This window comes from Pseudomonas syringae group sp. 247E2 (assembly GCF_032587795.1).
Taxonomy (GTDB): Bacteria; Pseudomonadota; Gammaproteobacteria; order Pseudomonadales; family Pseudomonadaceae; genus Aquipseudomonas; species Aquipseudomonas amygdali.
Genome location: NZ_JAWHPK010000023.1, coordinates 1 through 14,298, shown reverse-complemented (window position 1 = coordinate 14,298; position 14,298 = coordinate 1). Strand labels below are relative to the sequence as shown.

At 61.8% G+C, this 14,298-nt stretch carries 9 protein-coding genes; 4 read left to right on the top strand and 5 right to left on the bottom strand.

Annotation, left to right across the window (positions count from 1 at the left end):
• Positions 1 to 210 precede the first annotated feature (210 nt).
• Together RYC18_RS19205 and mscK are read left to right on the top strand one after the other, a co-directional pair.
• A complete protein-coding gene (locus RYC18_RS19205; RefSeq protein ID WP_004666441.1) occupies positions 211 to 1,953 on the top strand; it encodes a potassium/proton antiporter in 1,743 nt (580 codons plus the stop codon).
• 38 nt (positions 1,954 to 1,991) lie between these two features.
• Positions 1,992 to 5,381 carry a mechanosensitive channel MscK gene (mscK, locus tag RYC18_RS19200; RefSeq protein WP_054083575.1) on the top strand — a complete coding sequence of 1,130 codons (3,390 nt, stop codon included), beginning with the start codon at positions 1,992 to 1,994 and terminating at the stop codon, positions 5,379 to 5,381.
• Between the two features lie 69 nt (positions 5,382 to 5,450).
• Here mscK and RYC18_RS19195 read toward each other — a convergent pair whose 3' ends face one another.
• From RYC18_RS19195 to RYC18_RS19175, 5 genes are read right to left on the bottom strand one after another with little or no spacing between them, the layout of a single operon-like run.
• The gene (locus RYC18_RS19195; protein WP_057404845.1) at positions 5,451 to 7,184 is read right to left on the bottom strand and encodes an acetyl/propionyl/methylcrotonyl-CoA carboxylase subunit alpha; all 1,734 of its coding nucleotides are present in this window, start codon (positions 7,182 to 7,184) and stop codon (positions 5,451 to 5,453) included.
• Positions 7,181 to 8,785, bottom strand: coding sequence for a 5-oxoprolinase/urea amidolyase family protein (locus tag RYC18_RS19190; RefSeq protein ID WP_005743053.1), 1,605 nt, complete (start codon positions 8,783 to 8,785; stop codon positions 7,181 to 7,183). Before RYC18_RS19190 ends, RYC18_RS19195 begins: the two co-directional genes overlap by 4 nt.
• A 9-nt stretch (positions 8,786 to 8,794) precedes the next feature.
• A complete protein-coding gene (locus RYC18_RS19185) occupies positions 8,795 to 9,589 on the bottom strand; it encodes a putative hydro-lyase (RefSeq protein WP_005743054.1) in 795 nt (264 codons plus the stop codon).
• A gap of 2 nt (positions 9,590 to 9,591) precedes the next feature.
• On the bottom strand, positions 9,592 to 10,356 hold the full coding sequence (locus tag RYC18_RS19180; protein WP_005778796.1) for a LamB/YcsF family protein: 765 nt from the start codon (positions 10,354 to 10,356) through the stop codon (positions 9,592 to 9,594).
• A gap of 15 nt (positions 10,357 to 10,371) precedes the next feature.
• Complete coding sequence (locus tag RYC18_RS19175) at positions 10,372 to 11,604, bottom strand: NRAMP family divalent metal transporter (RefSeq protein WP_002551747.1); 1,233 nt, start codon at positions 11,602 to 11,604, stop codon at positions 10,372 to 10,374.
• Between the two features lie 253 nt (positions 11,605 to 11,857).
• Here RYC18_RS19175 and RYC18_RS19170 point away from each other — a divergent pair, with 253 nt between their 5' ends.
• Both RYC18_RS19170 and selO read left to right on the top strand, forming a co-directional pair.
• Complete coding sequence (locus RYC18_RS19170) at positions 11,858 to 12,523, top strand: GntR family transcriptional regulator (RefSeq protein WP_081023535.1); 666 nt, start codon at positions 11,858 to 11,860, stop codon at positions 12,521 to 12,523.
• A 138-nt stretch (positions 12,524 to 12,661) separates the two neighbouring features.
• Complete coding sequence (gene selO / locus RYC18_RS19165; RefSeq protein ID WP_057404843.1) at positions 12,662 to 14,125, top strand: protein adenylyltransferase SelO; 1,464 nt, start codon at positions 12,662 to 12,664, stop codon at positions 14,123 to 14,125.
• The last annotated feature ends 173 nt before the right edge of the window (positions 14,126 to 14,298 follow it).

The window sequence follows — 14,298 nt, the reverse complement described above, 5'->3', positions numbered from 1 at the left end:
GCAAGAAGGCTTGGCTTGCGGCATATACGTCTGTGTCGACCGCCGGATTGCGACGAGTCACGTGCTCTGGAACGCCGAATCTGCGTGATCCGCCGAAAATTGATCTTTGACAGCCAAGCAATTCAACAGGTTAAATCGCTTGGCACGCGGACTGCATGGTCAGTTTTCGCCCCTCTCGCTTCAATTCAGTTTTTCTACGGAGTACCGCCCTTGGACGCCACCACCATCAACAGCCTGTTTCTGGTCGGCGCGTTGCTGGTAGCCGCAAGCATCCTGGTCAGCTCTCTTTCATCACGCCTGGGTATTCCGATCCTGGTCATCATCCTGGCCGTGGGCATGGTGGCGGGCGTGGATGGCGGCGGGATCATCTTCGACAACTACGCTACCGCCTACCTAGTCGGCAACCTTGCGCTGGCCGTGATCCTGCTCGACGGCGGGCTGCGCACACGGGTGGCCAGTTTCCGGGTTGCGCTGTGGCCTGCCTTGTCGCTGGCAACGGTGGGCGTGCTGATCACCACCGTACTGACCGGCATGGTGGCTGCCTGGCTGTTCAATCTCAGCGTCATTCAGGGCCTGTTGATCGGCGCGATCGTCGGTTCGACAGACGCTGCTGCGGTGTTCTCCCTGCTGGGCGGCAAAGGCCTGAACGAGCGGGTCACCGCCAGCCTTGAGATAGAATCGGGCAGCAACGACCCTATGGCCGTGTTCCTGACCGTCACCCTGATCGGCATGCTGGCCAGCGGTCAGACCGGCTTGCACTGGGGGCTGCTGGGGCATTTGATTCAGGAGTTCGGCATCGGCAGTTTCATCGGCCTGGGCGGCGGCTGGATCCTGCTGCAGCTGGTCAACCGCATCAATCTGGCGGCCGGCCTGTACCCTATTCTGGTGATTGCCGGGGGGCTTGCGATCTTTGCCCTGACCAACGCGATTCACGGCAGCGGCTTTCTCGCGGTCTACCTATGCGGTCTGGTGCTGGGTAACCGGCCGATCCGCAGCCGCCACGGCATCCTGCACATGCTTGACGGCATGGCCTGGCTGGCACAGATCGGCATGTTTCTGGTGCTGGGCCTGCTGGTCACGCCACACGATCTGCTGCCGATTGCGATTCCGGCGCTAGGCCTGGCGCTGTGGATGATTCTGGTGGCACGTCCGCTGTCGGTGATGGTCGGCCTGCTGCCGTTCAAGGCCTTCCATGGCCGCGAAAAAGCCTTTATCGCCTGGGTCGGCCTGCGCGGCGCGGTGCCGATCATCCTCGCCGTGTTCCCGCTGATGGCCGGGCTGCCCAATGCGCAGCTGTACTTCAACCTGGCGTTCTTTATCGTACTGGTCTCGCTGCTGCTGCAAGGCACCAGCCTGCCATGGGTGGCCAAACTGTTGAAAGTGACGGTTCCGCCAGACCCCGCGCCTATTTCCCGAGCCGCACTGGAGGTGCACGTCACCAGTGAATGGGAGCTGTTCGTCTACCGTCTGGGCGCTGAAAAGTGGTGCATCGGTGCAGCGCTGCGTGAGCTGAAAATGCCTGAAGGCACGCGTATTGCCGCGCTGTTCCGGGGCCAGCAGTTGCTCCACCCGTCCGGCAGTACGACGCTGGAAGTGGGCGACCTGCTCTGTGTGATCGGTCACGAACATGATCTTCCGGCACTGGGCAAACTGTTCAGCCAGGCACCGCAACGTGGCCTGGACCTGCGCTTCTTCGGCGACTTCGTTCTTGAAGGCGATGCACGGCTGGGTGAAGTCGCGGCCCTGTATGGCCTGAAACTCGATGGCATTGACCCCGGAATGCCACTCAGCCAGTTCATCGTGCAGAAGAACCGCGGCGAGCCAGTGGTGGGCGACCAGATTGAATGGAATGGAACTATTTGGACAGTTGCCGTCATGGACGGGAACAAGATCCAGAAAGTGGGCGTCAAATTCCCCGAAGGAACCCGCCCGGGCCCCGGACTGTTCCTTTAAACTGCCAATCCACACGTATCATCATGCGACCGGTGTCTATGTTTTCCCTGCGTTCCATTTGTGCTGCCGCACTGTTTGCGCTTTGCCTGTCCACCTTCCCGGCGCTCGCCGCCGACCCGCCCAGCAGCGATGCCGTGCAGCAAAGCCTCGACAAGATTGCTGATCGCAAGCTGCCTGATGCCGAGCAGAAAGCGCTGCAACAGGTACTCGAGCAAACGTTGGCTTTTCTCGCCAGCAAGAAGGACAGCGAGCAGAAACTCGAAGCGCTCAAGCAACAACTGGCCCAGGCGCCAAAACAGACCTCGGAAAACCAGCGCGAGCTGGCCCGCCTGAAAGAAAGCAAAGTGGTACCCGTCGCCCAGCGCTACGGCGGCCTTGATGTGCCACAACTGGAGCAGCTTCTCAGCCAGCGCAGTACCCAGCAAAGCGACCTGCAAAGCGAACTCAACGACGCCAACAGCCTGGCCATCACCGCGCAGACCCGGCCCGAGCGGGCGCAGACTGAAATCAGCGCCAATCAGACGCGTATCCAGCAGATCAACGCCATCCTCAAGAGCGGCAAGGACAATGGCAAGACCCTGAGCGCCGACCAGCGCAATCTGCTCAATGCAGAACTGGCCTCGATCAACGCCCTCAACCTGCTGCGCCGTCAGGAACTGGCCGGTAACAGCCAGTTGCAGGACCTGGGCAATAGCCAGCACGACTTGCTGACCGAAAAGGTCGCGCGCCAGGAACAGGAAATTCAGGACCTGCAAACCCTGATCAACGATAAGCGTCGCGCTCAGTCGCAGAAAACGGTCGCCGACCTGTCCCTGGAAGCGCAAAAGTCCGGTGGCAGCAGCCTGCTGGCGACCGAAAGCGCCGCCAACCTCAAGCTGTCGGACTACCTGTTGCGCGGCACCGATCGCCTCAACGAGCTGACCCAGCAGAACCTCAAGACCAAGCAGCAACTGGACAACCTGACCCAGACCGATCAAGCCCTCAGCGAGCAGATCAACGTGCTGAGCGGTAGCCTGCTGCTGTCCAAGATTCTCTACAAGCAGAAGCAGGCGTTGCCGCACCTGGAGCTGGACAAGGGCCTGGCCGACGAAATCGCCAACATCCGCCTGTATCAGTTCGACATCAACCAGCAACGCGAGCAGATGAGCACGCCGACCGCCTATGTCGAAAAGCTGCTCGCCACTCAACCGCCTGAAAACATTACCCCGCAACTGCGCCGTACGCTGCTGGACCTGGCAATCACCCGCAGCGACTTGCTGGAGCGCCTCAATCGCGAGCTGAGCGCGTTGCTCAACGAGTCCATCACGCTGCAACTGAACCAGAAGCAGCTGACCAGCACCGCTCAGGGACTGCGCGCCACACTCGACGAGCAGATGTTCTGGATCCCCAGCAACAAGCCGCTGGACCTGGAATGGTTTCAGAATATCTGGCCGCGCCTGCAAAAGCAGATCGCCACCCTGCCCTGGACATCCAGCCTGAGCGAGCTGTCAGACGGCCTGACTCAGCGACCGCTGCTGTTCCTGCCCCTGCTGCTGTTGATCGGCGTACTGACCTGGCGGCGCAAGGCGCTGTATCAGAAGCTGAATCGCCTGCATGCCGACATCGGCCACTTCAAACGTGACAGCCAATGGAAAACGCCACTGGCGCTGCTGATCAACGTGCTGCTGGCCATGCCCGTGGCGCTGGGCCTGGCGCTGTGCGGCTATGCCCTGCAAATCGATGCACGCGGGCAAAACGCCAACCTGGGCGAGGCCTTGTTGCAGATCGCCCTCGCCTGGCTGGTGTTCTACACCGCCTACCGCGTACTCGCCCCATCTGGCGTTGCCCAACTGCATTTCCGCTGGGAAACGGCGCAGGTCGAGTTCCTGCGCGGCTGGGTGCGTCGCCTCGGGCTGGTCGTTCTGGCCCTGGTGGCCGTGGTGGCCGTCGCCGAGCACCAACCTGCGGCGCTGGCCGACGATGTACTGGGGATCGGCGTGGTGCTGACCTGTTACGCGCTGATGACCTGGCTGCTCGCTCGCCTGCTGATCTCAAGCCCCACGCACCATAACGCTTCGCTGTTCCGCAAGACTGTCGGCGTGGTGTTCACGGCATTGCCGGTCGCGCTCTTCCTGGCGGTTTGCTTTGGCTACTACTACACCGCGCTCAAGCTCAGCGACCGTCTGATCGACACTCTGTACCTGATGATGATCTGGCTGATGGTCGAGGCGACCTTCGTCCGCGGCCTGAGCGTCGCCGCCCGGCGTCTGGCCTATCAGCGCGCGCTGGCCAAGCGTCAGGCAGCCCGGGAAAACGGCGACAGCGACATTCCGGTCGAAGAGCCGAAGCTGGACATCGAACAGGTCAACCAGCAGTCGCTGCGCCTGATCCGCCTGGCCCTGCTGGCCGGGTTCGTCGGCGCGCTGTACCTGGTCTGGGCCGAACTGATTACGGTATTCGCCTACCTGGACAACATCATCCTCTACGAATACACCAGCGGCACCGGTGCCAACATGAGCATGGTGCCGATCAGCCTGAGCGACTTCCTCGGTGCCGGGGTGATCATCGTCATCACCTTCGTGCTCGCCGGCAACCTGCCGGGTCTGCTGGAAGTGCTGGTGCTGTCACGCATGAACCTCGCGCAAGGCAGTGCCTACGCGACAACCACGCTGCTGTCGTACACCATCGCCGGTGTCGGCTTCGTGACCACGCTGTCGACGCTGGGCGTGAGCTGGGACAAATTGCAGTGGCTGGTCGCGGCGCTGTCGGTAGGGCTCGGGTTCGGCATGCAGGAGATCTTCGCCAACTTCATCTCCGGCATCATGATCCTCTTCGAACGTCCGGTGCGGATCGGTGACACCATCACCATCGGTGCCCTCTCGGGAACGGTCAGCAAGATCCGCATCCGCGCCACGACCATCACCGACTTCGATCGCAAGGACATCATCGTCCCGAACAAGACGTTCATCACCGGCCAGCTCATCAACTGGTCGCTGACCGACACCGTCACCCGCGTAACGCTCAAGCTGGGCGTCGATTACGGCTCGGACCTGGACCTGGTGCGCTCCCTGCTGCTGCAAGCCGCTCGGGAAAACCCTCGGGTGCTCAAGGAACCAGAGCCCATCGTTTACTTCCTGAACTTCGGCGAAAGCACCCTCGACCACGAACTGCGCATGCACGTCCGCGACCTGGGCGACCGCAACCCGGTGCTGGACGAGATCAACCGCTTCATCAATCGCGAGTTCAAGAAGCAGCACATCAACATCTCGTTCCGCCAGATGGAGATTTACCTCAAGAACACCCAGGGCCTGGAATACAAGCTGGTGCCCGCCGAGCCGAGCGACAAAACCGGTGCCCCGACCGGGCAAACAACGCTGCAACCGGTAAACACCAAAGTGGCCCCGGCGACCAAGGATGCGCCCGAGCCGCCTGAGTTGCGGCTGGACTGAGGCGATTATTTTCTGCAACAGCACGCGTCAATCGGGTAACCGCCCGGTTGACGCGCGATTGCAATGAAATCAGGCCTCGACCCGACCAATCACCACCTTCGCCTCCAGATACCCGCCAGGCTCCTTGCTGATCTGCACGGTTCCGGCACACGGCGCCAGTATCGATGTTTCCATCTTCATCGCCTCCATGATGGCGATCACCTGTCCCTTCTCTACCGTCGCACCGTCTTCAACCGCCCAGGCATGCAGGTTGCCCGCGACCGGCGTCAGTACTGCGTGCGGGTCAGGGGCGTCGGCAGCTGGCTGGCTAGCGTCAGCTGTTGCAGCCGAATTCAGGCTCATGCCACGCAGCAGCGCAGCAGGCAGGCCCAGTTCGTGGCGTTTTCCGTCGATTTCGACGAAGGTGCGCAGCACGCCTGCATCAACTGGCGCAGCGCTGCGCGGTGCGAGGGTGACGTGTTCGGCGAAGTCGGTTTCGATCCAGCGGGTGTGGACGGCAAAGGTATTGGACGCCGTGAAGTCATCATGGTCCATGACCGCCCGATGGAACGGCAGCACGGTGGCCACGCCTTCCACCTTGAACTCGACCAACGCACGGCGGGCGCGGCTGATGGCCTGTTCGCGGGTTGCGCCGGTGACGATCAGTTTGGCGATCATCGAATCGAAGTTTGCTGACACTCGCGAGCCTTCTGTCACGCCGGTGTCCAGCCGCACGCCCGGTCCGGACGGTGGCTGAAACACGTCGATGGTGCCCGGGGTCGGCAGGAAGCCGTTGCCTGCATCTTCGGCGTTGATGCGGAATTCGAAGCTGTGGCCACGCGGTACAGGCGTACCGTCGAATGATAGCGGCAGGCCGTCGGCCACGCGCAGTTGTTCGATGACCAGATCCACACCGCTGGTTTCTTCAGTCACCGGGTGTTCGACCTGCAAGCGTGTGTTGACCTCCAGGAATGACAGGGTGCCGTCGCCACTGAGCAGGAATTCCACCGTACCGGCACCGACATAGCCCGCTTCGGCACAGACCGCGCGGGCCGACTCGTGAATGCGCTGGCGCAGCTCGTCGGTCAGGTAAGGGGCCGGGGCTTCCTCGATCAGCTTCTGGTTGCGACGCTGCAACGAGCAATCCCGGGTGCCGACCACAACCACCCGGCCATGCCGGTCGGCGATGATCTGCGCTTCAATGTGCCGTGGGCGATCCAGAAAGCGTTCGACGAAGCACTCGCCACGACCGAACGCGGTCACCGCTTCACGCACCGCAGACTCGTACAGCTCGCTGACTTCATCGAGCTTCCAAGCGACTTTCAGGCCGCGACCACCGCCGCCAAATGCCGCCTTGATGGCAATCGGCAGGCCGTACTGCTCGGCGAACGCAAGCACTTCAGAAGCATCTTTCACCGGGTTTTCAGTGCCAGCTACCAGCGGCGCACCGACTTTCAAAGCGATGCGCCGGGCTTGCACCTTGTCGCCCAGCGCGTCGATGGTTGCAGGGTCCGGGCCGATCCAGGTCAGGCCGGCGTCGATTACGGCGCGGGCAAAGTCGGCGCGTTCCGAGAGGAAGCCATAACCTGGGTGAACCGCGTCGGCACCGGCACGAGCAGCGACTGCCAGCAGCTTTTCGATGTTCAGATAGGTGTCGGTGGGGCGCTCACCTTGCAGCCCATAGGCTTCATCGGCCTGACGCACATGCAGCGCGTCGATATCGGCATCGGCATACACGGCCACCGAGGCAACCCCATAGTCACGGCAGGCGCGGGCAATACGCACGGCAATTTCGCCACGGTTGGCAATCAGAACCTTTTTCATCTGTTATTGGTCTCGTCTGAAGTGGCGGAGCGCACTGGCTCGAAGGCGCTCAGCGGGTTGAAACGAATGCGAGCATTGACCGGAATCTGCCCGGCCTTGTCCAGGTGATAGGTAGCGACTGCGCCGATGACCGGGTAACCGCCCGTCAACGGGTGGTCCGCCAGAAACAGTACCGGCTGGCCACTGGGCGGCACCTGAATGGCACCGACCGTGGTGCCCTCGCTGGGCAGTTCGCCACTGACGGCGCGCGCAAGCGACTGCTCGCCTGCCAGGCGGATACCGATCCGGTTGGATTGCGGTGTGACCAGCCAGGTCTGCTGCGCAAGCAACGCCTGCGCCTCGGCGGTGAACCAGTCGCTGCGCGGCCCCATGACCACATCCAGGGTAATGACCTGATCATTACGCGGCATATCGAAGGCCGGTTGTTCGCCAGTCGACACCGCAGCACCACCGGTTCTGCGCCTGAAGCCCAGCCGGTCATCCGCCGCCAGCGCTGCGGGCCCCACCTGGGCCAGCGTGTCGGTGGACAGACTACCCAGCACCGGCTCGTGGACAAAACCGCCGCGCACGGCCAGATAACTGCGCAAGCCTGCGGTGGGCGAACCGATGCTCACCTGATCGCCGCTCTGCAACGAAAACGGCGCGTAAAGCGGCGGCTGCATGCGTTGGCCATCAGTCGTCAGCACCTCGACAGGCGCCTGAGCACCGGTAACCGCTACCACGGCCTGGCCCTGACAGGTAAACGTCAGGCCACCCATGAGAATCTCCAGACAAGCAGTGCCCGGCTCGTTGCCTACTGCGCGATTGGCCGCACGCAATGCGCCGCGATCCAGCGCGCCTGATGCGGAAACACCCTGCCCTGCCCGACCGGGACGACCCAGGTCCTGAAACAGGGTCTGCAAACCCGGCGTAACGACTTGCAGATAGTCTTCGGTGATTGTCGACGCCTGCTGACGAACGGGCGCAGCAACCGACACGCTGGTCACGGGCAGCGGACCGGCGTCTTGAAAGCGCACGCGATAGCCAGGCTGAAGCAAGGCTGGCTCGTCGCGGCCCAGATCCCACATTTTTGAGTGAGTCACGCCGATGATCTGCCAGCCACCGGGGCTGGCCTGTGGATAAATGCCGCTGAAACCACCGGCCAACGCCACTGCACCAGCCGGAATGCGCGTGCGCGGTGTGCTGCGCCGCGGCACCACAAAGCCGGCACCGCCGCTGAGGTAGGCAAAACCGGGCGCAAAGCCGCAGAAGGCAACGTTGTAGTCGCTGCCGGAGTGGCGCTTGATCACTTCGTCAACGCTGATGTCCAGCTCGCGGGCCACATCAGCCAGGTCTTCACCGTTGTAATGCACGGGTATTTCAATCAGCTTGCCGGGCTCGCGAGCGCTGCCGCGAATGTCACGCGAGGCAATCTGCGCCGCCAGCGCCTCGAAACCGATGGCGGACGGGCGAAAATGCACCAGCAGCGTCCGGGCCGCCGGAACGATTTCCTCCACGCCTGCGATGGGCCTCTGCTGTAACGATTCGAACAGGGCCAGAGTCTCGTCCAGGTTCGACAGTTCAACCAGGAGCGCGTCCAGGTTGGCCGGGTAGAAACGCATGAGCCTCTCCTATACGTGGTAGTAGCTGTCCGGAATATCGGTAATGAACATGTGCCCCGGCGCATGGGAAATCGCGAACGGCACACGAGACGCCATGACAACCGCCTGCGGGGTCACGCCGCAGGCCCAGAACACAGGAATCTCGCCGGGCTTGATGCTCACTGCATCGCCGAAGTCCGGATGCGCCAAGTCCTTGATGCCAAGCAGCTCAGGTTCGCCGACATGCACCGGCGCGCCGTGCACGCCGGGGTAGCGCCCGGTGATCCTTGCTGCCTCGGCAACCCGGTCCGCAGCGATGGGCCGCATAGAAACCACCATGTTTCCCTGCAAGCGCCCGGCAGGTCGACAGACACGATTGCTGCGGTACATCGGTACGTTGCAGCCTTCGCTGATATGGCGCACGTCGATCCCGGCGTTCATCAGGTCGGTTTCGAAGGTGAAGCTGCAGCCGATCAGAAAACTGACCAGATCAGTGTGCTGCGCCCAGATGTGGCTCACATCACTCAGCTCTTCGGCCAGTTGCCCATCGCGCCAGACCCGGTACAGCGGCAGGTCGGTGCGCAGATCAGCCTGTTCGGCCAACAGCGTGGTGTGGCTGCCGGGCTCGGTCACATCCAGCACCGGGCAGGCTTGCGGGTTGCGCTGCGCGAACAGCAGAAAGTCATACGCCCATTCACGCGGCAGCGTGATCATGTTGCACTGGGTCAGACCGGGCGCTTCGCCAGCGGTCGGCGCGACGAATCCCTGGCGATAACGGGCACGGGCGGCGCTGGCTGCCTCGCGGGCGAGTTGCAGTGAATTCATGATCAACCTCGATTGAATGCGCGGACAGTGACGCCTGCATCGTGCAAACGGTTTTTCAGGATGCGAGCGATGTTCACCGCGCCCGGGCTGTCGCCATGCACGCAGATCGAATCGGCCTGCAGGCTGATTTCGCGGCCGTCTTCAGCCTCGATGATGCCTTCGCGCACCAGGCGCAGCATGCGTTCGGCGATCAGTTCGGCGTCGTGCAGCACGGCACCGGGCCGCGAGCGCGAGACCAGCGTGCCTTCAGCGGTATAGGCGCGGTCGGCGAACGCTTCGGCGACGCAGGAAAGCCCGGCGTCGCGTGCCCAGTCGAGCAGCGGGGAATTAGCCAGGCACACCAGCTTCAACGCGGGGTCAATGCGCAGCAGCGCCTGAATGACCGCCGCTGCCTGGCGCTGATCGCCAGCGATGGTGTTGTACAGCGCGCCGTGAGGCTTGACGTATGTCACGCTGGTACCAGCGCTGCGCGCCAGCCCCTGAAGCGCGCCGATCTGGTAAATGACGTCGGCGGTCAGCTGGTCGCTCGGGATATCCATGTTGCGGCGGCCAAACCCGACGAGGTCCGGGTAAGCCACATGCGCACCAATGGCCACGCCCCGGGCCGCAGCGGCCTCAAGGGTGCGCAGGATGCCGGCCGGATCACCAGCATGAAAACCGCAGGCCACATTGGCGCTGCTGACCACATCGAGAATCGCCTCGTCGTCGCCCATGCTCCAGGCGCCGAAGCTTTCACCGAGATCACTGTTGAGGTCTATTGCAGGCATTTTTATTCTCCGAAATCAGGCTGCATTGATGAAGGCAAAGATGGCTCCCGCCGATTTGAACGCCATGTACCACGACAGCAGACAGGTCAGCACGCCCAGCACCAATAGCCAGCGCGGGTAATGGTAGCCGTCCATCATGTCGGACCGACGCCAGCCCACGTACATGAAAATGCTCAGGCCCAGTGGCAGAATCAAGCCGTTGAAGCCACCGGCAAACACCAGCAGCGCAGCCGGTGGTTTGCCCCACATGACGTATACGACCACGGTGATCAGGATAAAGCCGACCGTGGCAAGGTTACGCACGCGCTCGGTGATGCGTTTGGAAAATACAGTGATGAACGACATCGAAGTATAGGACGCGCCGATCACGCTGCTGATGCCGGCCGCCCAGAGCACCAGGCCGAACATGATCAGGCCGAAGTTGCCAGCGGCAGCGGTGAACGCCTGGGCCGCAGGGTTTGCGCCCTGGCCGGATACATCGATGACAACGCCGCTGGCGACCACGCCGAGGATTGCCAGAAAAAGTATGTAACGGACAACCCCGGTGACCAGAATACCGGTCAGCGCCGCCTTGGACACGACATCGATGTTCTCGACCCCGACGGTGCCGCGATCCAGCAAGCGGTGAGCACCGGCGTAAGTGATATAGCCACCGACCGTGCCGCCGACGATGGTGGTGATGGCGGCGAAATCGACCATGTCCGGCAGGATGGTCTGGCGCAGAGCCTCGCCCAGCGGCGGATGCGAGGCAAAGGCGGCGAATAGAATCAGGCAGACCTTCAAGGTGCCCAGCACCATCATGATGCGATCCATCGCAATACCCGCACGGTGCGACGAGAAGATCGCAATGGCGATCAGCGCACTCAAGGCGCCCCCCCATTTGGGGTCAAGACCGGTCAACGCATTCAAGCCCAGGCCCGCACCGGCGATGTTGCCCAGACTGAACACCAGGCCGCCGAAGATGACCAGTACCGCGAGCAGATAACCACTGCCCGGGATCGCTGCGTTGGCCAGATCGGCCGCGCGCATTCTGGTCAGCGTCACGATGCGCCAGACATTCAACTGCACCACGAAGTCGATCAGGATCGACGCCAGAATGCCGAAGGCAAACGCCGCCCCCAGGGTCGCGGTGAAAGTGGCTGTCTGGGTCAGAAATCCTGGGCCGATGGCAGAGGTCGCCATCATAAAGATCGCGGCGATCAATGAGGCGCGACGCGCCTTGGTGAACTCATTGGCAGTCTGTGTCACGGCGGCATTCCTGAGATGAGAGGTAACCTGCCAGAGCAATGAGCATGCCAAAGGGCATTAAACAGCGCCAAGTTGTAGATACATAAAGATAATATTGTTGAACAATCCATATCTTATGAATCAACAATGCGCACCATATTGTTACGTTTGAACTCAAGTGTGCTACCTGATGAAGCATCGGATGGCCTTCGTCCTTGCCAGCCAATGAGCTGTCGTGGAATATCGACTCGGCTTTTCTTTATCCGGACCCTTTATGAATGACGCTGCCTCTCTCCTCCCTCGTACGCTTGGAGAATCCATCACCACAGAGCTTCGCAGAATGCTGGTCGAGGGTGAGCTGGTTCCCGGTCAACGCCTTTCGGAAGCGGCGCTGGCCGAAAGCCTGCAGATTTCCCGCAATACCTTGAGAGAAGCTTTCAGAATTCTGACCCGCGAGGGTTTGCTCACTCATGAACCCAACCGCGGCGTGACCGTGGCCAAGCCTGACATGGCCTCAATCATCGATATTTATCGCATCCGGCGCTTTATCGAATGCAGGGCGATTGCCCAGGCGTATCCACAGCATCCCGGTGTGCTGCACATGCGCAATGCGGTCGAGGCCGGCGTGCAGGCGCGTGAGGCCAAGGACTGGATTGCCGTGGGCACCGCCAACATGATGTTTCACAAGGCCATCGTCGAGCTGTCCGACAGCCCGCGACTGGCGGCGTTTTATGCGCAGATATCAGCAGAGTTGCGCTTGGCCTTCGGGCTGCTCAACAATCCGGAATTGCTCCACTCGCCCTATCTGGACATGAATGCTGCCGTGCTCGGCCGCCTCGACGCTGGCAAGACCGATGAAGCGACCCATATGCTTGAAGAATATCTGGTGCAATCAGAGCGCACGATCCTGGCCGCCTTCGAGCGAAGCCGGAACCGATAGTCCGGGCGCAGCCCCGATCACCAGAACTACCACCCAGGGACCCGGTCTACGGGTTCTGACCGTTGCAACACGCCCGACGAGCCAGGCAGGCCGCCGCTTCGTTGAAAGCCTGAAATTCCCCTCTGGAGGCGATACGCTTTGAAAGCACTCGACGAACTCACTTTCGACAACCGCTTTGCCCGACTGGGCGATGCGTTCTCCACTTCCGTGCTGCCTGAGCCCATCGATGCGCCGCGGCTTGTGGTTGCCAGCGAATCCGCGCTGGCGCTGCTGGACCTGGCCCCTGAACAGGCCGATCTGCCGCTGTTCGCGGAAATCTTCAGCGGCCACAAGCTGTGGTCAGAAGCCGAGCCGCGAGCGATGGTTTATTCCGGCCACCAGTTTGGTTCCTACAACCCGCGCCTGGGCGACGGCCGCGGGCTGTTGCTGGGCGAGGTGTACAACGACGCAGGCGAACACTGGGACCTGCACCTCAAGGGCGCGGGCCGCACGCCGTACTCGCGGATGGGTGACGGGCGCGCCGTGCTGCGTTCGTCGATCCGCGAGTTTCTGGCTTCCGAAGCGTTGCACGCGCTGGGTATCCCCAGCAGCCGTGCAGGGTGCGTAGTCAGCTCCAGCACGCCGGTATGGCGCGAAACCCAGGAACACGCAGCGATGGTGCTGCGTCTGGCGCAGAGCCATGTGCGCTTCGGCAGTCTTGAATACTTCTTCTACACCAAACAGCCAGAGCAGTTGAAGACCCTCGCCGAGCATGTGCTGACGATGCATTACCCGCACTGCCAGGAGCAGCCTGAGCCGTATCTGGCGATGTTCCGGGAAATCGTCGAGCGTAACGCCGAGCTGATTGCCAAGTGGCAGGCCTACGGCTTCTGTCATGGCGTGATGAACACCGACAACATGTCGATTCTGGGCATTACCTTCGATTTCGGACCGTTCGCGTTTCTGGACGATTTCGATGAGCACTTCATCTGCAACCATTCCGATCACGAAGGTCGCTACTCCTTCAGCAATCAGGTGCCTATCGCGCAATGGAACCTCAGCGCGCTGGCACAGGCGCTGACGCCGTTCATCAGCGTGGAAGCGTTACGCGAGACCATCGGCTTGTTCCTGCCGCTTTATCAAGCGCACTACCTTGACCTGATGCGTCGTCGACTGGGCCTGACCATTGCCGAAGATCAGGACGAACAACTGGTCAGCCAATTGCTGAAGCTGATGCAGAACAGCGGCGTGGATTACACCCTGTTTTTCCGTCGCCTGGGCGATCAGCCCGCCGTAGAAGCGCTGCGCACATTGCGCGACGACTTTGTCGACATCAAGGGCTTCGATGGCTGGGCAGAAGCGTATCTGGCGCGTATTGCCGGCGAGGGCAAAGGCACCGAGCAAGAGCGTCAAACCCGCATGCACGCGGTCAATCCGCTTTACATCCTGCGCAACTACCTGGCCCAGAACGCTATCGCCGCAGCGGAAAAAGGTGACTATGCAGAAGTCCGCCGCCTGCACCAAGTGCTCTGCACGCCCTTCACCGAACAACCCGGAATGGAAGGCTACGCCCAGCGACCACCGGACTGGGGCAAGCATCTGGAAATCAGCTGTTCGTCGTGAAGCTTTTGGTCCCCTATCGTGCCCATGCTCAGCGTGCTCAGCGTGCTCTGCGTCCTGCCTTGAGTGTGCGGCGCGGCATAGATCTGTGACGCGGAGCGTCACGCACGGCATTCCCACGCTGGAGCGTGCGGAACGATAATCCTGTAACTATCGTGCGGCGCTCCGCGTCGCAT